Raw genomic sequence first — 19,256 nt, 5'->3', positions numbered from 1 at the left:
ATTCTCCTACGCCCGTGCCGATTACTTACCCTGCATCAGGGCGATTATTTTTTGTCTTTCACTTCTTCGAACTCAGCGTCGACAACATCGTCGTCTTTCGCGTTGTTCTGGGAAGCATCAGCGCCCGCCTGCTGCTGTGCGTGCTGCTGCTGAGCGATTTCCATCAGCTTCTGAGAAACCTGTGCCAGCTCCTGCATCTTCGCTTCGATGTCCGCTTTGTCTTCGCCTTTCAGAGACGTTTCCAGCGCGCTCAGTGCAGTTTCGATCGCAGTTTTGTCTTCCGCTGGCAGTTTATCGCCCGCTTCTTCAACCTGCTTACGGGTGCTGTGCAGCAGATGGTCACCCTGGTTACGGGTCTGAACCAGCTCTTCGAACTTACGGTCGGATTCCGCGTTAGCTTCGGCATCACGAACCATTTTTTCGATTTCCGCTTCGTTCAGGCCAGAAGATGCCTTGATGGTAATCTTCTGCTCTTTACCGCTATTTTTGTCTTTCGCAGACACATGCAGGATACCGTCAGCATCGATGTCGAAGGTGACTTCGATCTGTGGCATGCCGCGTGGTGCCGGGTTAATACCGTCCAGGTTGAACTGACCCAGAGATTTGTTATCCGCCGCGCGCTTACGCTCACCCTGAATCACATGGATGGTTACCGCAGACTGGTTGTCTTCAGCGGTAGAGAACACCTGGCTGTGTTTCGTCGGGATAGTGGTGTTTTTGTTGATGAGCGGAGTCATCACGCCACCCATGGTTTCGATACCCAGAGACAGCGGGGTAACGTCCAGCAGCAGTACGTCTTTTACTTCACCCGTCAGAACACCACCCTGAACCGCAGCACCGATAGCAACCGCTTCGTCCGGGTTCACGTCTTTACGTGGCTCTTTACCAAAGAACTCAGCCACTTTCTTCTGAACCATTGGCATACGAGTCTGACCACCTACCAGGATAACGTCCTGAATGTCAGACACGGACAGGCCAGCGTCCTGCAATGCAACTTTCAGTGGCTCGATAGAACGGTTCACCAGGTCTTCTACCAGGCTTTCCAGTTTCGCACGGGTCACTTTGATGTTCATGTGTTTTGGACCGGTCGCGTCTGCGGTGATGTACGGCAGGTTCACGTCGGTCTGCTGAGCGGAAGACAGCTCGATCTTCGCTTTCTCAGCGGCTTCTTTCAGTCGCTGCATGGCCAGCGGGTCGTTACGCAGGTCAATGCCCTGATCTTTCTTGAACTCGTCAACGAGGTAGTTGATCAGACGGGTATCGAAGTCTTCACCACCCAGGTGGGTATCACCATTGGTTGCCAGAACTTCGAAGGTTTTTTCGCCGTCAACGTCGTCGATTTCGATAATAGAGATATCGAAGGTACCACCACCCAGGTCGTAAACCGCGATAGTACGGTTGCCAACTTCTTTATCCAGACCGTAAGCCAGTGCTGCTGCGGTTGGTTCGTTGATGATACGTTTTACTTCCAGACCTGCGATACGGCCAGCATCTTTGGTTGCCTGACGCTGAGCATCGTTGAAGTAAGCAGGTACGGTGATAACAGCTTCAGTTACCGGTTCACCCAGGTAATCTTCCGCGGTTTTCTTCATTTTCTTCAGCACTTCAGCAGAGATCTGCGGAGGTGCCGTTTTGGTGCCTTTCACATCAAGCCATGCATCGCCGTTATCGGCTGCGATGATTTTGTAAGGCATGATGGAAACGTCACGCTGAACTTCTTCGTCCTGGAAGCGGCGGCCAATCAGGCGTTTGATCGCAAACAGGGTGTTTTGCGGGTTTGTCACGGCCTGACGTTTAGCCGGCTGACCAACCAGAGTTTCACCATCCTGGGTATAAGCAATGATAGAAGGCGTGGTGCGATCGCCCTCGGCGTTCTCCAGCACACGTGCAGTAGTGCCATCCATAATCGCTACACAAGAGTTGGTAGTACCCAGGTCGATACCAATAATTTTACCCATCTAAACGTCTCCACTAAAAATTCAGTCAACATGTGGTTGTGTACCTGTAATAAGGGCAGAACGTGCTTTTTCAACTGCCCAGATTTGATTTTTTTCAGGTCCACACACTGCGGTTGCTTACAAGATGGGGTCACAACAGCATCCATCAAGGGGGAAGGATAAAAAATTTTTTAATTTCACCCCGGTGAGATCATAGACGGCGTCGATGCCGCCCATTATGATGCCGCGCCCCGTCAGGTAGAACTGGCGCGGGTTTAACCATTTCACCATATTAATGATGATTTTTTTGAGGACTTATGGGCAACACTAAGTTGGCTAATCCGGCTCCGCTGGGCCTGATGGGTTTTGGCATGACCACCATTCTGCTGAACCTGCACAATATCGGGATGTTCCCGATGGACGGCATTATCCTGGCGATGGGCATTTTTTACGGCGGTATCGCACAGATCTTTGCGGGCCTGCTGGAATATAAGAAAGGCAACACCTTCGGCTTAACCGCATTTACCTCTTACGGTTCCTTCTGGCTGACTCTGGTCGCAATTCTGTTGATGCCTAAAATGGGCCTGGCAGAGGCGGCAAACGCCCATTTCCTGGGCGTGTACCTGGGACTGTGGGGCGTGTTCACCCTGTTCATGTTCTTCGGTACCCTTAAGGCGAACCGCGCACTGCAATTCGTCTTCCTGAGCCTGACCGTACTGTTCGCTCTGCTGGCCATCGGTCACCTGGCGGATAACGAAGGCATCGTTCACGTTGCCGGCTGGGTAGGTCTGGTTTGCGGCGCAAGCGCAATCTACCTGGCCATGGGTGAAGTGCTGAACGAGCAGTTCGACCGCACCATTCTACCTATTGGTGAAAAACACTGATCCCTCTGTCGTGCCCGCGTCGCGGGCACGACGTCCCTCTGACTGGCGAAGCCACACCCCCAAAACCAGTCCCATCAGCGATAACGCCAGCACGTACCACGCAGGTGCAAGGGGTGACACCCCCATCAACACCGTCACCACAATCGGGGTCAGCCCACCGAAAATGGCATACGAGACATTATAAGAGAAAGAGATCCCAGTGAAGCGTACCTCCGGCGGGAAGGCGCGGACCATTACGTACGGTACGGCGCCAACGACGCCCACGCACAGCCCGACGACACCGTACAGCAGGAACAGCTGTTCAGGATGGGTGCCCGCAAGATGATAAAATGCCCAGCTCGACGCGGCGAGAAGCAAACTGCCGACAATAAAGGTCGCGCTTGCGCCGAAACGATCCGCCGCCAGCCCGGCGGCCAGACAACCAAAGCAGAGCATAATTGTCGCGATACTGTTCGCCTGTAACGTCACGGCAGGCGCAAAACCGTACTGTTTTTGCAGCCAGACCGGCGACATCAAAATGACCACCACGATCCCCGCAGACAGCAGCCAGGTCAGAAGCATCGACACCACTACCGCTTTTTTATGCCGCACTACTACGGTTTTCACCGGCAGTTCTTGCGCCAGCGCCTTCCGCTGCTGCATTTCCAGAAATATTGGCGTCTCCTGCAACCAGCGTCGCAGGTACATTGCCACCAGCCCAAACGCCCCGCCCAGCAGGAACGGTATACGCCAGCCCCAATCGTGAACGGCCTGTTGCGTCATGCTGGTATTGATGATGGTTGCAACCACGGAGCCAAGCAGGATCCCGATCGTCAGCCCTGCGGTCAGCGTTCCGCACGCAATGCCGATGCGGCGCACCGGGACGTGTTCAGCGACAAACACCCAGGCGCCCGGTACTTCCCCGCCGATGGCCGCGCCCTGGAGAATACGCATCAGCAGCAGCAATAACGGGGCGATAATGCCCATCGACTCATAGGTAGGCAAAAGCCCAATCGCCAGCGTCGGCACGGCCATAAGCAGGATGCTGAGGGTAAACATCTTCTTGCGCCCAACCAGATCGCCAAAGTGCGCCATGACAATGCCGCCCAGCGGGCGCGCCAGATAGCCGGCAGCGAAAATGCCGAAGGTTTGTACCTGACGCAGCCATTCCGGAATATCCGCCGGGAAAAACAGCGCCCCCACAACGGCGGCGAAGAAGACAAAGATGATGAAGTCGTAAAACTCCAGCGCTCCGCCCAGAGCAGCGAGCGTGAGGGTTTTGTAGTCCTGTCGATTCAGAGGTCGGGTGTTATGTGACATAGCGAACCATTGTGCATGTATTGTGGATTATTTTTTACAGTAATCGTAAAGAAAAAATTACTATATCGTAAATCCATTTACACGCTACAGCGGCTGGCGCTAATGTCACATTTTAAAGAATTTCAGGAGATTGTTTCGCGGCGAGCGCTTTTAGGGCGAAATGCTGCTACCACATTGCCGTCAGTTTCCACGTACGGACCGTCAAGCAGTTGTATACAATACGGTACACTTGCAAAGATACCGTGGACGATAACGCTGCCGTCCTCGGCTTTCACCCCTTCCAGCGTTTCTTTTATCGACTTCGGCTGCCCCGGCAGGTTCAGGATCAGCGCCTGTTTGCGGATCACCCCGACCTGACGGGAAAGAATGGCCGTCGGGACAAAGTGTAGACTGATCTGGCGCATCTGCTCACCGAAGCCCGGCATTTCACGATCGGCGATAGCCAGCGTCGCGTCCGGCGTTACATCGCGGCGCGCGGGGCCGGTTCCGCCCGTCGTCAGCACCAGGTGGCAGCTCATCTCATCCACCAGTTCACACAGGGTTTGCTCGATGATCGGCTGCTCGTCCGGGATCAGGCGAGTCTGGATCTCAAACGGGGTAGTGAGCGCGCTGCCCAGCCACTCTTCCAGAGCAGGGATGCCTTTATCCTGATAAACACCGCTGGAGGCGCGGTCAGAAATCGACACTAAGCCGATGCGTAAGGTATTCATATCCATTCCATTCAAAAAGTACTGATTAAAGGGAATGATACACGCAGAGAGAAAATTCAGACAGAGGCGGGGGAAAGAGGCGTGACCGGGAACCCGGTCACGCAGAATGATTACAGCAGGTCGCCGATCATTTTTTCCAGTTTTTCCTGGTCGATAGCAAACTTACGGATACCGTCCGCCAGTTTATCTACGGCCATTGGATCCTGGTTGTGCTGCCACAGGAACTCGGACTCGGTGATGCGCTCAGGGCGTGCTTTCACTTCGCCGGTGTAGGACAGTTTACGCTCGATAGCACCTTCGCTTTCTGCCAGCTCTTTAAGCAGCGCAGGAGCGATGGTCAGGCGGTCACAGCCAGCCAGCTCGATGATTTCGCCGACGTTACGGAAGCTTGCGCCCATAACAACGGTCTCATAGCCGTGCTGTTTGTAGTATTCGTAGATTTCAGTCACTGAAATCACGCCTGGATCTTCAGACGCCGCGTACTCTTTCTTGTCGGTGTTGGCTTTGTACCAGTCCAGAATACGGCCCACGAACGGAGAAATCAGGTATACGCCAGCTTCGGCACATGCACGCGCCTGCGCGAAGGAGAACAGCAGAGTCAGGTTACAGTTGATGCCTTCTTTTTCCAGCTGCTCAGCAGCGCGGATGCCCTGCCAGGTAGACGCCAGTTTGATCAGGATACGGTCATTGCTGATGCCCGCATCGTTGTACAGTTTGATCAGGCGTTTTGCTTTTGCGATAGACGCTTCGGTGTCGTAGGACAGGCGAGCATCAACTTCGGTAGAGATACGGCCAGGAACGAGCTTCAGGATTTCCAGACCGATGTTCACTGCCAGTTTGTCAGTAGCATCCACAACCTGCTGCGCGCGGTCATTGCTCTGTGCTTTTGCCCAGGTCACCGCCTCGTCGATCAGTTTGCGATACTCAGGGATCTGCGCGGCGTTAAGGATCAGAGAAGGGTTGGTTGTGGCATCCTGCGGCTGGTACAGCTTCATTGCCGCGATATCTCCGGTGTCAGCGACGACAGTGGTGAACTGACGAAGGGAGGTCAATTTATCCGTCATGATAGTGTTTCTCTTTTAACGTGCCCTGGATAATTCACACTACCGACAGCTTGCCAGCAGCGGAAAAATGACAGGTTTACTTGTTAGGGGGATGTAACCGGTCTGCCCTGATGATAACACGAGTGAGAGGCAGCGCAACCGCAGACAGTGCGCTTAGGCAGAGTATGATAAACTCAGAATATTAACAGGCTGCTAAGTAACAGCATGCACAATCAGTGGTAGCGCTTACATATTCACTTTGGCATCAACAAGAGGGACGTTAGTGCCTGATTTCTTTTTCTTTATCAACGAAGTCCTCTGGGGTTCGATCATGATATACCTGCTTTCAGGAGCAGGTATCTGGTTTACGTGGCGCAGCGGTCTGATTCAGTTTCGCTATATCCGCAAATTTGGCAGAAGTCTGAAAAACAGCGTCACCCCACAGCCGGGCGGCCTGACCTCGTTTCAGGCGCTCTGTACCAGCCTGGCCGCGCGCGTCGGCAGCGGTAACCTGGCCGGTGTCGCGCTGGCGATCGGCGCGGGCGGTCCGGGCGCGGTATTCTGGATGTGGGTGACGGCGATTATCGGTATGGCCACCTCCTTTGCTGAATGCTCGCTTGCGCAACTCTACAAAGAAAAAGACGGCAAAGGTCAGTTTCGCGGCGGTCCCGCCTGGTATATGGCTCGCGGGCTGGGAATGCGCTGGATGGGCGTTCTGTTCTCGATCTTTTTGCTGATTGCCTATGGCCTTATTTTCAATACCGTTCAGGCAAATTCCGTCGCCCACGCGCTGCGCTTTGCCTTCAATTGTCCGGAGTGGCTGACGGGCGGCGCGCTTGCCCTTCTCACCCTGCTGACCATTGTGACCGGGCTCAAAGGGGTTGCCCGCCTGATGCAGTGGCTGGTTCCGCTGATGGCGCTGCTGTGGGTGTCCACCAGCCTGATGGTATGCGCGATACATATCGACGAGGTGCCGAACGTCATCGTCACCATTTTCCAAAGCGCGTTCGGCTGGCGCGAAGCGGCTTCCGGCGCGCTGGGTTACACCCTTAGCCAGGCACTCACTGCGGGTTTTCAGCGGGGGATGTTCTCCAACGAAGCGGGAATGGGCTCCACGCCGAATGCCGCCGCAGCGGCCGCATCCTGGCCCCCACATCCCGCCGCGCAGGGCATTGTACAGATGATTGGCGTCTTCACAGACACCATTGTTATCTGCTCCGCCAGCGCGATGATAATGCTGCTGGCCGGTGCCGCTGAACAACCGTCCGGTAGTACGGCAGGCATTCATTGGGTACAACAGGCGCTGGTCTCCCTCGTCGGCAGCTGGGGCGCGGGCCTTGTCGCACTTGTCGTGGGACTTTTTGCCTTTAGTTCCATTGCGGTGAACTATATCTATGCCGAAAACAACCTTATCTTCCTGAAAGTTGACTCGCGTCTGGCCCGCAACATCCTTCGCGCGGGCGTGCTGGCGATGGTGTTTGTAGGTTGCCTGCTCAGCATGCCGATGATCTGGCAAATAGCGGACGTCATTATGGCGCTGATGGCCATCACGAACCTGACGGCCATTTTGCTGCTTTCACCGGTTGTGGCGCTGATCGCGCGCGATTATCTGCGTCAGCGCAAGCTCGGCGTACAGCCCGTCTTTGACGCTTCACGCTATCCCGAAATCGAGTCACAAATTGCCCCTGGCACCTGGGATGATTTGCCGCGGCAATAACAGCTATCGATCAATTCAGGGCGATTTTTTGTTAAAGTCGCTCTAAATTTCCTGCAAGGACTGGATATGCTGATTCTGATTTCACCTGCCAAAACGCTCGACTACCAGAGCCCGCTCGCCACTGAGCGTTATACCCAGCCGGAATTGCTGGACTACTCGCAACAGCTGATCCACGAGGCGCGTAAGCTTTCGGCTCCGCAAATCGCTTCGCTGATGAGCATCAGCGATAAACTCGCCGACCTGAACGCCACCCGGTTTCATGAGTGGCAGCCTGACTTCACGCCCGCCAACGCCCGCCAGGCGCTGTTGGCCTTCAAAGGTGACGTCTACACTGGCCTGCAAGCAGAAACGTTTAGCGAAGCCGATTTCGATTTTGCCCAGCAGCATCTGCGCATGTTATCCGGCCTGTACGGGGTGCTGCGACCGCTGGATCTGATGCAGCCGTATCGTCTGGAGATGGGTATCCGCCTGGAAAACACCAAAGGTAAAGATCTGTACCAGTTCTGGGGCGATGTCATTACCGACAAGCTTAACGCGGCGCTGCAAGCCCAGGGGGACAACGTGGTGATCAACCTGGCCTCCGATGAGTACTTCAAATCGGTGAAGCCGAAAAAGCTGGATGCGGACATTATCAAGCCGGTATTCCTCGACGAGAAAAACGGCAAATTTAAAGTGATCAGCTTCTACGCCAAAAAAGCGCGCGGTCTGATGAGCCGCTTCATCATTCAAAACCGTCTGACGAAGCCAGAGCAGCTCACTGGCTTTAACAGTGAAGGGTATTTTTTCGACGAGGCATCGTCAGGAAAAAACGAGCTGGTGTTTAAGCGTCACGAGCAATAAAAAGACAACCCCGCCAGCTGGCGGGGTTTGTGTTAATGGTGCTTCCGGTCCGGGCCCGGGCGACGATCGTCATGACGGTGGTGATCGTCACGATCGCGATGTTCATCGTGCGGACGCCAGTGGTTATCGCGCCAGTCATAGTGCGCTTTCCACCAGTCATGGTCGCGCCAGCGGCCGCCATCCCAGTAGTGCCCGTTATTATCCCGATCGCCAATTTGCAGTTTTACCGCTGGCACGAGGGTGATCTCAGCTGCCTGCACCGCCATGGGAGCGACCAGCATCAGTGAAAGCGCGATAAGTGCAGGTTTCAGTGTAGACATAGGTGACTCCTTATTCTTCTTGCCCAACGTGGGCCGATGTAAGGAGAGTACGTGATGGGGACGGGGGATGTTATTCTCTGCAATCCTAAACGCTAAGTGACCGCATTTATTGGGAATTTCTGCTTTTTTCCTGCTGTTTTTCTCCTTAATTTCTTCACAAAAAAGCCGGGTGGCGCTGCGCTTACCCGGCCTACGATGAGTTCGCCGTTGTAGGCCCGGTAAGGCGAAGCCGCCACCGGGCAGCACAATCACGCTCGGGTCATCATCAGCTTACGCAGCGCGGCAAAGTCTGCGGGCAGCTCATGAGACAGCAGCGGCAGGTCGGCGCGATCGGCCAGCTCTTTTGGCAGCGGCAGCGTTTCCCCCAGGATCGCTTCCACGCTCTCTTTGAACTTGGCCGGATGGGCGGTGCCGAGGAACAGGCCATACTCACCCGGTTGAAGCTGATCGCGCAGGGCACGATAGGCAATCGCCGCGTGCGGCTCAGAGGTATAGCCCACCGCTTTCAGCTCGCGCATGGTGGCTTTAGTGGTTTCGTCCGTCACCGCTGCGTAACCCAGATCGCCCAGACGCCAGACCTTACGGCGGAACAGCTCTTCCACACGCGGCCAGTTGTTAGGCTGTGACACATCCATCGCATTGGAGAGCGTGGCCTGAGTCGCGTTCGGCGCCCATTTTCCGTCCTTCAGGAAACGCGGCACGGTGTCGTTGGCGTTGGTGGCGGCGATAAAGCGCTTCACCGGCAGGCCGAGTGATTTCGCCAGCAGGCCTGCCGTCAGGTCGCCGAAGTTCCCACTTGGCACGGAAACCACCAGCTGATTGCGCGCGTCCTGCGGCAGCTGCGCCACCGCTTCGAAGTAGTAGCAGATCTGCGCCAGCAGACGGCTGATGTTGATGGAGTTGGCAGAGTTCAGCCCCAGCGCCGCCTTCAGCTCTTCGTCATCGAAGGCCTGCTTCACTAGCGCCTGACAGGCATCGAAATCGCCGTCGATCGCCACGGTTTCAATGTTGCCCCCAAGGGTGCAGAATAGTTTTTCCTGAAGCGGGCTGATTTTGCCTTTCGGATAGAGGATCACCACGCGGACGTTTTTCAGGCCGTAGAACGCATGGGCCACCGCCGCTCCGGTATCGCCTGAAGTCGCGGTAAGAATGGTCACCGGTTTGTCGCCGCTAATGTGGGTCAGCATCTGCGCCATAAAGCGACCGCCGAAATCTTTGAACGCCAGCGTCGGGCCGTGGAACAGCTCCAGACAACCAACGTCAGGCTCCACCTGCTTCACCGGCGCCGGGAAAGCAAACGCCGCACGCACGCGCTCTTCGAGCAGCTCCTGCGGGATTTCGTCGCCGATAAAGGCAGACAGAATTTTGGTGCTGCGGGTGACAAAGTCCTGCTTCAGCAGCTCATCGATTTCGGTCAGCTGAAATTCCGGCAGGTCGTGGGGGAAGAACAGCCCCTGATTTTTGCCAAGCCCCTGCGTTACCGCCTGCGCGAAGCTGACCTGCTCGTTATGATCTTTAAGGTTGTAGAGTTTCATTCGTTATCCCAGTACTCGTGCGCCAGCCGTGTCCAGACGGCAAATATGAACAAAGCCTTCCTGATTTTGCAGGTAGTGTTTAGAGAGCCAGTCCGCCACGCGCTGCGCGGTGTCTGGCTTGTCGCATAAGGCGAACAGCGTCGGGCCGGAGCCGGAGATGCCGCACGCCTGTGCGCCGATATCCATGGATGCCTGTCGCGCTTCGTTAAAGCCCGGCAGCAGCTTCGTGCGATACGGCTCGGCAATGACGTCTTTCATCAGTTTCGCCGCCAGCTGCGGCTGACGGGTGTAGCAGGCGTGAATAAAGCCCGCCAGATGACGCCCGTGGGCGATACAGTCCTGACGACGATACTGCGCCGGCAGGATCGCACGCGCTTCGGCGGTAGACACTTTAATGCCCGGATAGGCCAGCACCCACAGCCACTCATCAAACCCTGGCACCTGCTGGCTGATGATGCCATTTTCTTCAATCATCAGCTGCATGCCGCCAAGGAAGCACGGCGCCACGTTATCATAATGAATGCTGCCGGAGATGCGCCCTTCCAGCTCGCCCATCAGCGCCAGCAGACGGCTGTTGTTCAGCGGCTTGCCGCAATGCTCATTCATCGCCACCAGCGCGGCGACCACCGAGCAGGCGCTCGAGCCCAGCCCCGAACCAATCGGCATGCTCTTTTCCAGCGTCATGGCGACCGGCACGTTTTTGCCGATCTCCTGACAGAAGCGTTCCCAGCACTGATAAACGATATTCTCGCGCGGTTCAGACGGCAGCTTACTGGCGAAGCGGCCGATGTTATTCAGGCTGAAGCGCTCTGCCGCCTCAACCGTAACCGTATCGCCCAGCAGCGAACCGTCCACCGGCGTGACCGCCGCGCCCAGCACGTCAAATCCGACGCTCATATTGGCGCTGGAAGCCGGGGCATATACTTTAACCATCTTAAACTCCTAACTTCCATGACAGGGTACGCAGCAGATCGGCAAACACGCCCGCCGCCGTCACATCATTCCCTGCGCCATAGCCGCGAAGCACCAGCGGCAGTGGCTGATAATAATGGCTGTAGAACGCCAGGGCGTTCTCGCCGTTTTTCACCTTGTACAGCGGATCGTTGCCATCCACTTCGGCAATCTTCACCCGGCAGACGCCGTCTTCTTCAATGTTGCCAACATAGCGCAATACCTTACCTTCATCACGGGCTTTCGCAACGCGTGCGGCAAAGGCGTCGTCAAGCTGCGGCAACCTGGCCATAAAGGCGCTGACGTCACCGCTGTCATCAAATTCTGCTGGCAGCACCGGCTCAATCACGATATCCGAAAGCTCCAGCTCGCGGCCAGTTTCGCGCGCCAGGATCAGCAGCTTACGCGCCACGTCCATGCCGGAGAGGTCGTCGCGCGGATCCGGCTCGGTGTAGCCCAGCTCGCGCGCGGCGCGGGTGGCTTCCGACAAGCTCATCCCTTCGTCCAGCTTGCCGAAGATAAACGACAGGGAGCCGGAGAGGATGCCGGAGAAACGCTGTAGTTCGTCGCCCGCGTTGAGCAGGTTTTGCAGGTTCTCGATGACCGGCAGGCCCGCGCCCACGTTGGTGTCATACAGAAACTTACGGCGCGACTTACTCGCCGCCAGCCGCAGCTGGTGATAGTAATCCATCGACGAGGTGTTGGCCTTTTTGTTTGGCGTCACCACGTGGAACCCTTCGCGCAGGAAGTCGGCGTACTGATCGGCCACCGCCTGGCTGGAGGTACAGTCAACAATCACCGGGTTAAGCAGGTGATATTCTTTCACCAGGCGGATCAGGCGGCCCAGGTTAAATGGCTCTTTCGCCTCTTCCAGCTCCGCCTGCCAGTTTTCCAGATTCAGACCGTGGACGTTAGTCAGCAACGCTTTCGAGTTCGCAATGCCGCAAACGCGCAAATCGATATGTTTCTTCTTAAGCCACTCCTGCTGGCGCTTCACCTGCTCCAGCAGCGCGCCACCGACACCACCGACGCCCACCAGGAACAGCTCAATCACCTGGTCGGTGTTGAACAGCATCTGATGCACCACGCGCACGCCGGTAGTGGCGTCATCGTTATCCACGACAACGGAAATGGAACGCTCTGATGAGCCCTGGGCAATCGCCACGATATTGATATTAGCCCGCGCCAGCGCGGCAAAGAATTTGGCGGAGATACCGCGCAGGGTGCGCATGCCGTCGCCGACCACCGAGATAATCGCCAGACGCTCTTGAATCGAGAGCGGCTCCAGCAGCTCTTCTTTCAGCTCCAGATAGAACTCTTCTTCCAGCGCGCGACGGGCACGCAGGCAATCACCCTGCGGAACGCAGAAGCTGATGCTGTATTCGGAAGAAGACTGCGTGATCAGCACCACGGAGATCCCGTTGCGGGACATAGCGGCAAAGACGCGTGCCGCCATGCCGACCATGCCCTTCATCCCCGGGCCGGAGACGCTGAACATCGCCATGTTATTGAGGTTAGAAATGCCTTTCACCGGCAGTTCATCTTCATCCGCGCTGGCGCCAATCAGCGTGCCCGGCGCCTGAGGGTTACCGGTATTCTTAATCAGGCAAGGGATTTGGAACTGGGCAATCGGGGAGATGGTACGCGGGTGAAGAACTTTAGCGCCGAAGTAGGAAAGCTCCATCGCTTCCTGGTACGACATCGACTTCAGCAGCCTGGCGTCCGGTACCTGGCGCGGATCGCAGGTATAAACGCCGTCGACGTCAGTCCAGATCTCACAACAGTCTGCGCGTAAACAGGCGGCCAGCACGGCGGCGGAGTAGTCAGAGCCGTTACGCCCCAGCACCACCAGTTCGCCCTTCTCGTTACCGGCGGTAAAGCCTGCCATCAGGATCATATGGTCAGACGGGATTTTGCTCGCCGCAATACGACGTGTCGACTCGGCAATGTCGACGGTGGATTCAAGGTAGTGGCCCACAGCCAGCAGTTTTTCAACCGGATCGATGACCGTCACGTGGTGACCGCGCGCTTCCAGCACGCCTGCCATGATGGCGATAGAGAGTTTTTCACCCCGGCAAATCAGCGCCGCGTTGATGCTGTCCGGGCACTGACCAAGCAGGCTGATACCGTGAAGAACGTGTTTAATCTGGGCAAATTCAAGTTCAACGGTGCTTTTCAGCTGCGCCAGCGGGAAACCAGGCTGGGCGTCGGCCAGCCCCTGAAGCAGATCGGCAAAGATACGCTCGGCGTCGCTGATGTTCGGTAGTGCATCCTGACCACCGATGGTTTTTTCAATCATCGCCACCAGGTGGTTCGTGATTTTGGCCGGGGCAGAGAGCACGGTGGCAACCTGCCCCTGCCTGGCGTTGCTTTCCAGGATATCGGCAACACGCAGAAAACGTTCTGCATTTGCCACTGACGTACCGCCGAACTTCAACACTCGCATGGTTCTACCTCATTTCCTTTAGCCGAAAAAAAAGCCCGCACTGTTCAGGTGCGGGCTTTTTTCTGTTTTTCCTGTACGCGTCAGCCCGCATCGTTACCTGTGGTAATGATGATGGTTGTAGTAATGGTGGTGATGCTGATGCGTTTCATGGATGTTGTGTACTCTGTCATTATTATCTGTCTGTGCTCTATTCTTTTAGGGTTAAAGGATCGAGCCCCTTAAGTCAATGAATTTTTAATTCGATCACAATTCGGGACGTTCTCACGTCCCGCTGCGGGCAGATTTATTTTCATCGGAATAACCCAGATGCAACCCCAGACATCAGCAGGATCGGCCATAATAAAAACCTATGACACTATTTTACTCGGCTAATTTTTTTTCAATATCATGAAGCAATCGGTGCAGCATTGCCGTGTCGCGCTGCTCAAGACGCCCCAGGCGCTGCTGTAACCAGTCCACCATTTTTTGATCGTCAGCGACGCCCAACTGCTCAAGAAGCTTATCTGCACGAACACGCAGTGCCGCCAGCTGGTTTTCATCCGAAACTGTCACCGGTGGCTGAGAAATTTGTATTAAGGATGCTAATTGATAGCAATAGACCATCACCGCCTGCCCCAGATTGAGTGACGGATAATCCGCCACCATCGGCGCGCCCGTCAGCACGTCAGCCAGCTCCAGCTCTTCGTTAGTCAGCCCGGAATCTTCTCGCCCAAACACCAGCGCGGCTTTCTCCAGCCACTGGCTTTTCTCTTCCAGCATCGGCACCAGTTCAGCAGGCGTGGCGTAATAGTGAAACTTCGCCCGGCTGCGCGCGGTCGTCGCGACGGTAAACGAAATATCGTGGAGTGCGTCGGCGAGCGTAGCGTAAGTGGTTATATTATCGAGAATATCACCCGAACCGTGCGCCACCCAGCGCGCAGCAGGCTCCAGATGCGCCGTGCTGTCCACAATACGCAAATCGGTAAACCCCATAGTCTTCATGGCACGCGCCGCAGCGCCAATATTTTCAGCTCTTGCTGGTGACACCAGCACAATCGACAGATGCATTTACGCTCTCTTTTTAATCAGTTAGCAGGTAAAAATGTGATTCAGTTCAACATATTACGCAGCACGAATTTACAATTTTGCAACACAAATCACCGAAATAGCGTTTCATAACAATTAAAAAAAGCTAAACTATTTTGTGGCTGAACAATCAGTTAGAATGTTAACAGAAGTCCATTATCCTTATGTTTTGTAATGATAATGACCATATGAATACTCTTTTCTGATTGGATTCGTACCGTTTATCAATCAATGTCCGCAACTAGTTGGTTTATTGAAAAATTGTGACAAAGGCTAGCATTCAGCTACGATGATTTCATCAAACTGTTAACGTGCTACAATTGAACTTGATATATGTCAACGAAGCGTAGTTTTATTGGGTGTCCGGTGTCACTTAGCCTGTTATGTTGCTGTTAAAATGGTTAGGATGACAGCCGTTTTTGACACTGTCGGGTCCAAAGGGAAAGTACCCACGACCAAGCTAATGATGTTGTTGACGTTGATGGAAAGTGCATCAAGAACGCAATTACGTACTTTAGTCACGTTAAGCCGATCATGTTAATTTGCGACATGCATCAGGCAGGTCAGGGACTTTTGTACTTCCTGTTTCGATTTAGTTGGCAATTTAGGTAGCAAACATGCAGACCCCGCACATTCTTATCGTTGAAGACGAGTTGGTAACACGCAACACGTTAAAGAGCATTTTCGAAGCAGAAGGCTACGATGTCTTTGAAGCGACCGATGGCGCAGAGATGCATCAGATCCTTTCTGAAAATGATATCAACCTGGTGATTATGGATATCAACCTGCCGGGCAAAAACGGGCTTCTTCTGGCGCGCGAACTGCGTGAACAGGCGAACGTCGCGTTGATGTTCCTGACGGGCCGTGACAACGAGGTTGATAAAATTCTTGGTCTGGAAATCGGCGCGGATGACTACATCACCAAGCCGTTCAACCCTCGCGAGTTAACCATTCGTGCACGCAACCTGCTGTCCCGCACCATGAATCTGGGTACGGTAAGTGAAGAGCGTCGTAGCGTCGACAGCTACAAATTCAACGGCTGGGAACTTGATATCAATAGCCGTTCGCTGATTAGCCCGAACGGTGAGCAGTACAAACTGCCGCGCAGTGAATTCCGCGCGATGCTGCACTTCTGCGAGAACCCGGGCAAGATCCAGTCCCGTGCAGAACTGCTGAAGAAAATGACCGGTCGTGAGTTGAAGCCACACGATCGTACCGTTGACGTAACCATCCGTCGTATTCGTAAGCACTTCGAATCTACGCCGGATACGCCGGAAATCATCGCCACGATCCATGGTGAAGGCTATCGTTTCTGCGGTGACCTCCAGGAGTAATTCTCCCGTCACGCAGTAAAAAACGGCGCATTTGCGCCGTTTTTTTTATCAATGCCACGGCATAATCGGTACCGCGCTTATTGCGTTTTTCGGTGAGCCGTCCACGACTTTGTCGGAATAAGCCAGATAAGCCAGGGTGTTACGCTTCGCGTCATAAAAACGGACCACCTGTAGCTTTTTGAACACCAGCGAGGTCCGTTTCTGGAATACGACGTCGCCCTGCGCTTTGCCGTTTTTGATTTTGTCACTCAATTCCACCGGGCCAACCTGCTGGCAGGAGATGGCCGCGTCAGACGTGTCTTCAGCCAGCCCCAGGCCGCCTTTAATCCCGCCGGTCTTTGCCCGGCTGACATAGCAGGTGACGTTTTTAACGTCCGGATCGTCAAAGGCTTCCACCACAATTTTGTGGTCCGGCCCAAACATTTTAAACACAGTATCCACGGAGCCAATTTGCTCCGCCTGTGCCACGCGCCCTGCCATCAGCGCCAGTGCTGCAAAGACTAAAACCTTGTATTTCATATTGTTACCATTCATAAAAATTACGCTGAGCGATTATTCAACAGGTTAGATAAAAATGTAGCAAGATCACAGGATTAGAATATATCCGCACATAAATCACTACAAAAAGCATTTATGCGCAAAAAAAACACTGAATGCTAAAACGTCAAAAAATGCTATTATCCGCTAACCTGTAAACAGGCACCTGCGGCAGTTTTAAGGATGAGGATAGTATATGGATCAGGCTGGAATTATTCGCGACCTGCTCACCTGGCTGGAAGGTCATCTCGACCAGCCTTTGTCACTGGATAATGTGGCGGCAAAAGCAGGCTATTCCAAGTGGCATCTGCAAAGGATGTTCAAGGATGTCACCGGTCATGCTATCGGTGCCTATATTCGCGCACGTCGTTTATCAAAGTCTGCTGTCGCGTTGCGCCTGACCGCGCGACCAATCCTGGATATTGCCCTGCAATATCGCTTCGATTCACAGCAAACCTTCACCCGCGCCTTTAAAAAACAGTTCTCGTTAACGCCAGCGCTTTATCGCCGCTCGCCGGACTGGAGCTCCTTTGGTATGCGTCCGCCGCTGCGTCTGGGCGAGTTTGCGATGCCAAAATATGAAATCATCACCCTGCCGGAAACGCACCTGGTCGGCACCACGCAGAGCTACTCCTGTTCCCTGGAGCAGATCTCCGAGTTCCGCCATCAGATGCGCGTTCAGTTCTGGCGCGAATTTTTAAGCCATGCTCCGGCGCTCCCGCCGATTCTGTATGGCCTGAACGAAACGCATCCCAGCCAGGAAAAAGACGACGAGCAGGAGGTGTTCTATACCACGGCGCTGACGCCTGACATGGCGAACGGTTACATTCATGGCTCGAAGCCTGTCGTGCTGGAAGGCGGCGAGTATGTGATGTTCTCATACGAAGGTTTAGGAACGGGCGTTCAGGAGTTCATCCTGACCGTTTACGGGACCTGCATGCCGATGCTGAATCTGAATCGCCGTAAAGGTCAGGACATTGAGCGCTACTATCCGGCGCAAGATGCTAAACCGGAAGAAGGCCCTATCAATCTGCGTATGGAATTCCTGATTCCGGTACGTCGTTAACGCTGCAATTCGTCCAGAGCAGGGGCATCAAGATGCGAAATGTCCCCTGCCATCTCAACTACCCACCCCGATGCCAGCCAGGCACTTTCCTGATAGTCGATACGGGAAATGGAACAGTTGCGCAGCCGCAAACGGCGTTCGGCGTAAGCCGGCAGTCCCAGAATGGTGCTCACCAGGCAACCCAGCGCGATACCGTGGCTCACCAGCAGCGGTCGGCTACCTGCCGGGAGTTTCAGGCACTCGGCCAGCGCGGCATGCATGCGCACGCTCAGCTCCTGCATGGATTCCCCTTCAGGGATGCGACCATCTTCAGTGCCGTTCACCAGCGTGCGGCGCCAGCCTTCTTCGGTTTCCGTCAGCGTATCGATAGGACGTTTTTCCAGCACGCCCATATCCAGCTCGCGCAGACGCGGTTCGAGGGTCACGTCGCAGCCACAGGCATCGGCGATGATGCGTGCCGTCTGCTGCGTGCGGCCTAAATCACTGGAGATGACGTGAGTGATACCCAGCGTTCTGGCGCGCTCCGCCACCTGCCATGCTTGCTGCACACCTTTGTCGGTGAGAGGACTGTCTGACTGGCCTTGAATACGTCGCTCGGCGTTCCACTGCGTTTCACCGTGGCGAACAAGGTATACCTGTAACATGCTTTTTTTCCGTTATACTGCGATGAATTTTTTAAATCGAGCTTAATTATGCACCATGTTGTCTCTGCTACCACCAATCCTGCCAAAATTCAGGCAATTCTAAGGGCATTTGAAGAGATCTTCGGCGAAGGATCCTGCCATATTGACGCCGTCGGCGTCGAGAGCGGTGTGCCGGAACAGCCGTTTGGCAGCGAGGAAACACGCGCTGGCGCACGAAATCGCGTGGCGAATGCAAAAGCCGCCGCGCCAGACGCTGACTTCTGGGTCGCGATTGAAGCAGGCATCGACGAAGGGGCGACCTTCAGCTGGGTTGTCATCGAAAGCCGTGAGCAGCGCGGCGAAGCGCGTTCTGCCACGCTGCCGCTGCCGGAAGTCATACTGGAGAAAGTCCGCGCGGGTGAGGCGCTGGGGCCGGTAATGTCGCACTACACCGGCATTGATGAAATTGGTCGTAAAGAGGGGGCGATTGGCGTCTTTACGGGTGGCAAGCTTACGCGTTCAGGCGTTTACCACCAGGCCGTTATTCTGGCGTTAAGTCCGTTCCATAACGCGATTTATCGTTAAATTTGCAGGCCGGATAAGGCGAAGCCGTCATCCGGCGTTTTTCAGCAATACCGCTTCCAGCCACTGACGCAGTTCAACCGGCGCCGACTTCAGGCTGTTTGAACCACGGGTGATGGTCGCAATACCCGCGCCCAGCTCGTTTTTCAGCTCGCGCTGGCTCATTTCGCCGCGCAGCAGTTCCTCAATAATGCGTACCCGCGTGCCCAGCGCTTCGCGTTCATCGGGCGTCAGCATCAGCTGTAGCAACGGTAAATGCAGATCTTTGTCGTAAGACTGGCGGAGCAACTCCACAAAACGAAGCCACTCCTGATGACGCTGTTCGGCCATGGCCGAGGAATACGGGGAATGCTGGGTCATGTTATGC

20 protein-coding genes and 1 other annotated feature are annotated in these 19,256 nt (G+C 54.9%); of the genes, 6 read left to right on the top strand and 14 right to left on the bottom strand.

Annotated elements, in window-relative coordinates; translation table 11 throughout:
- Positions 1–44: 44 nt before the first annotated feature.
- Positions 45–1,958 carry a molecular chaperone DnaK gene (gene dnaK / locus O1721_RS07115; RefSeq protein WP_006810169.1) on the bottom strand — a complete coding sequence of 638 codons (1,914 nt, stop codon included), beginning with the start codon at positions 1,956–1,958 and terminating at the stop codon, positions 45–47.
- A gap of 296 nt (positions 1,959–2,254) precedes the next feature.
- On the opposite strand from dnaK, the gene satP reads away from it, so the two are divergent.
- Entirely contained in the window at positions 2,255–2,821 is a 567-nt protein-coding gene (gene satP, locus O1721_RS07110) for an acetate uptake transporter (RefSeq protein WP_003856474.1), read from the top strand.
- Here satP and O1721_RS07105 read toward each other — a convergent pair.
- From O1721_RS07105 to tal, 3 genes are all read right to left on the bottom strand, one after another.
- Complete coding sequence (locus O1721_RS07105; protein WP_023295901.1) at positions 2,798–4,120, bottom strand: MFS transporter; 1,323 nt, start codon at positions 4,118–4,120, stop codon at positions 2,798–2,800. The two genes, satP and O1721_RS07105, sit on opposite strands and share 24 nt — an antisense overlap.
- 122 nt (positions 4,121–4,242) lie before the next feature.
- Positions 4,243–4,830, bottom strand: coding sequence for a molybdopterin adenylyltransferase (mog, locus tag O1721_RS07100; protein WP_017383820.1), 588 nt, complete (start codon positions 4,828–4,830; stop codon positions 4,243–4,245).
- A gap of 110 nt (positions 4,831–4,940) precedes the next feature.
- Positions 4,941–5,894 (bottom strand): transaldolase, encoded by a 954-nt coding sequence (gene tal, locus O1721_RS07095; RefSeq protein ID WP_003856481.1) that lies wholly within the window; start codon positions 5,892–5,894, stop codon positions 4,941–4,943.
- Between the two features lie 262 nt (positions 5,895–6,156).
- On the opposite strand from tal, the gene O1721_RS07090 reads away from it, so the two are divergent.
- Both O1721_RS07090 and yaaA read left to right on the top strand, forming a co-directional pair.
- Positions 6,157–7,590: an alanine/glycine:cation symporter family protein gene (locus tag O1721_RS07090; RefSeq protein WP_023303057.1), complete on the top strand. Its 1,434-nt coding sequence runs from the start codon at positions 6,157–6,159 to the stop codon at positions 7,588–7,590.
- Positions 7,591–7,656: 66 nt separating this feature from the next.
- Positions 7,657–8,430 carry a peroxide stress protein YaaA gene (yaaA, locus tag O1721_RS07085; protein WP_032647189.1) on the top strand — a complete coding sequence of 258 codons (774 nt, stop codon included), beginning with the start codon at positions 7,657–7,659 and terminating at the stop codon, positions 8,428–8,430.
- Between the two features lie 32 nt (positions 8,431–8,462).
- Here yaaA and O1721_RS07080 read toward each other — a convergent pair whose 3' ends face one another.
- The 7 genes from O1721_RS07080 to yjjY form a co-directional block, all read right to left on the bottom strand.
- Positions 8,463–8,750 (bottom strand): DUF2502 domain-containing protein, encoded by a 288-nt coding sequence (locus O1721_RS07080; protein WP_015572627.1) that lies wholly within the window; start codon positions 8,748–8,750, stop codon positions 8,463–8,465.
- Between the two features lie 248 nt (positions 8,751–8,998).
- On the bottom strand, positions 8,999–10,285 hold the full coding sequence (gene thrC, locus O1721_RS07075) for a threonine synthase (protein WP_015572626.1): 1,287 nt from the start codon (positions 10,283–10,285) through the stop codon (positions 8,999–9,001).
- A 3-nt stretch (positions 10,286–10,288) separates the two neighbouring features.
- Positions 10,289–11,218 carry a homoserine kinase gene (thrB, locus tag O1721_RS07070; RefSeq protein WP_022650380.1) on the bottom strand — a complete coding sequence of 310 codons (930 nt, stop codon included), beginning with the start codon at positions 11,216–11,218 and terminating at the stop codon, positions 10,289–10,291.
- Position 11,219: 1 nt separating this feature from the next.
- Entirely contained in the window at positions 11,220–13,682 is a 2,463-nt protein-coding gene (thrA, locus tag O1721_RS07065) for a bifunctional aspartate kinase/homoserine dehydrogenase I (protein ID WP_032647186.1), read from the bottom strand.
- A 24-nt stretch (positions 13,683–13,706) separates the two neighbouring features.
- Positions 13,707–13,824: a sequence feature (Thr leader region), on the bottom strand.
- Positions 13,763–13,831, bottom strand: a complete 69-nt coding sequence (thrL, locus tag O1721_RS07060) for a thr operon leader peptide (RefSeq protein ID WP_015572623.1) — start codon at positions 13,829–13,831, stop codon at positions 13,763–13,765. (Overlaps the previous feature by 62 nt.)
- Positions 13,832–14,042: 211 nt before the next feature.
- Positions 14,043–14,729 (bottom strand): tRNA/rRNA methyltransferase, encoded by a 687-nt coding sequence (locus O1721_RS07055; protein ID WP_032647184.1) that lies wholly within the window; start codon positions 14,727–14,729, stop codon positions 14,043–14,045.
- 399 nt (positions 14,730–15,128) lie between these two features.
- Complete coding sequence (yjjY, locus tag O1721_RS07050; protein WP_001541509.1) at positions 15,129–15,269, bottom strand: YjjY family protein; 141 nt, start codon at positions 15,267–15,269, stop codon at positions 15,129–15,131.
- Positions 15,270–15,364: 95 nt separating this feature from the next.
- Between yjjY and arcA the strand changes: the two genes are divergently transcribed.
- On the top strand, positions 15,365–16,081 hold the full coding sequence (gene arcA, locus O1721_RS07045) for a two-component system response regulator ArcA (RefSeq protein ID WP_003856501.1): 717 nt from the start codon (positions 15,365–15,367) through the stop codon (positions 16,079–16,081).
- 48 nt (positions 16,082–16,129) lie between these two features.
- Here arcA and creA read toward each other — a convergent pair whose 3' ends face one another.
- Positions 16,130–16,600: a protein CreA gene (gene creA, locus O1721_RS07040; protein ID WP_017383825.1), complete on the bottom strand. Its 471-nt coding sequence runs from the start codon at positions 16,598–16,600 to the stop codon at positions 16,130–16,132.
- Positions 16,601–16,814: 214 nt separating this feature from the next.
- Here creA and robA point away from each other — a divergent pair, with 214 nt between their 5' ends.
- The gene (gene robA, locus O1721_RS07035; protein WP_015572620.1) at positions 16,815–17,684 is read left to right on the top strand and encodes an MDR efflux pump AcrAB transcriptional activator RobA; all 870 of its coding nucleotides are present in this window, start codon (positions 16,815–16,817) and stop codon (positions 17,682–17,684) included.
- On the opposite strand, the gene gpmB is transcribed toward robA, so the two are convergent.
- Complete coding sequence (gene gpmB, locus O1721_RS07030) at positions 17,681–18,328, bottom strand: 2,3-diphosphoglycerate-dependent phosphoglycerate mutase GpmB (RefSeq protein ID WP_006810187.1); 648 nt, start codon at positions 18,326–18,328, stop codon at positions 17,681–17,683. The two genes, robA and gpmB, sit on opposite strands and share 4 nt — an antisense overlap.
- A 48-nt stretch (positions 18,329–18,376) precedes the next feature.
- Here gpmB and yjjX point away from each other — a divergent pair, with 48 nt between their 5' ends.
- On the top strand, positions 18,377–18,892 hold the full coding sequence (gene yjjX, locus O1721_RS07025; protein ID WP_015572619.1) for an inosine/xanthosine triphosphatase: 516 nt from the start codon (positions 18,377–18,379) through the stop codon (positions 18,890–18,892).
- Positions 18,893–18,919: 27 nt separating this feature from the next.
- Here the strand turns inward: yjjX and trpR are convergent, their stop codons facing one another.
- Positions 18,920–19,249 (bottom strand): trp operon repressor, encoded by a 330-nt coding sequence (gene trpR / locus O1721_RS07020; RefSeq protein WP_003856511.1) that lies wholly within the window; start codon positions 19,247–19,249, stop codon positions 18,920–18,922.
- Positions 19,250–19,256 lie beyond the last annotated feature (7 nt).

It is taken from the genome of Enterobacter cloacae complex sp. HYC033_NIDB (genome assembly GCF_056673335.1).
This window is presented reverse-complemented; position numbering and strand designations above follow the sequence as displayed.

What these genes read in the sequence shown, in the direction of transcription:
- dnaK (WP_006810169.1), bottom strand. Translation starts at nt 1,958, where the DNA reads ATGGGTAAAATTATTGGTATCGACCTGGGTACTACCAACTCTTGTGTA.
- satP (WP_003856474.1), top strand. Translation starts at nt 2,255, where the DNA reads ATGGGCAACACTAAGTTGGCTAATCCGGCTCCGCTGGGCCTGATGGGT.
- O1721_RS07105 (WP_023295901.1), bottom strand. Translation starts at nt 4,120, where the DNA reads ATGTCACATAACACCCGACCTCTGAATCGACAGGACTACAAAACCCTC.
- mog (WP_017383820.1), bottom strand. Translation starts at nt 4,830, where the DNA reads ATGAATACCTTACGCATCGGCTTAGTGTCGATTTCTGACCGCGCCTCC.
- tal (WP_003856481.1), bottom strand. Translation starts at nt 5,894, where the DNA reads ATGACGGATAAATTGACCTCCCTTCGTCAGTTCACCACTGTCGTCGCT.
- yaaA (WP_032647189.1), top strand. Translation starts at nt 7,657, where the DNA reads ATGCTGATTCTGATTTCACCTGCCAAAACGCTCGACTACCAGAGCCCG.
- O1721_RS07080 (WP_015572627.1), bottom strand. Translation starts at nt 8,750, where the DNA reads ATGTCTACACTGAAACCTGCACTTATCGCGCTTTCACTGATGCTGGTC.
- thrC (WP_015572626.1), bottom strand. Translation starts at nt 10,285, where the DNA reads ATGAAACTCTACAACCTTAAAGATCATAACGAGCAGGTCAGCTTCGCG.
- thrB (WP_022650380.1), bottom strand. Translation starts at nt 11,218, where the DNA reads ATGGTTAAAGTATATGCCCCGGCTTCCAGCGCCAATATGAGCGTCGGA.
- thrA (WP_032647186.1), bottom strand. Translation starts at nt 13,682, where the DNA reads ATGCGAGTGTTGAAGTTCGGCGGTACGTCAGTGGCAAATGCAGAACGT.
- O1721_RS07055 (WP_032647184.1), bottom strand. Translation starts at nt 14,729, where the DNA reads ATGCATCTGTCGATTGTGCTGGTGTCACCAGCAAGAGCTGAAAATATT.
- arcA (WP_003856501.1), top strand. Translation starts at nt 15,365, where the DNA reads ATGCAGACCCCGCACATTCTTATCGTTGAAGACGAGTTGGTAACACGC.
- creA (WP_017383825.1), bottom strand. Translation starts at nt 16,600, where the DNA reads ATGAAATACAAGGTTTTAGTCTTTGCAGCACTGGCGCTGATGGCAGGG.
- robA (WP_015572620.1), top strand. Translation starts at nt 16,815, where the DNA reads ATGGATCAGGCTGGAATTATTCGCGACCTGCTCACCTGGCTGGAAGGT.
- gpmB (WP_006810187.1), bottom strand. Translation starts at nt 18,328, where the DNA reads ATGTTACAGGTATACCTTGTTCGCCACGGTGAAACGCAGTGGAACGCC.
- yjjX (WP_015572619.1), top strand. Translation starts at nt 18,377, where the DNA reads ATGCACCATGTTGTCTCTGCTACCACCAATCCTGCCAAAATTCAGGCA.
- trpR (WP_003856511.1), bottom strand. Translation starts at nt 19,249, where the DNA reads ATGACCCAGCATTCCCCGTATTCCTCGGCCATGGCCGAACAGCGTCAT.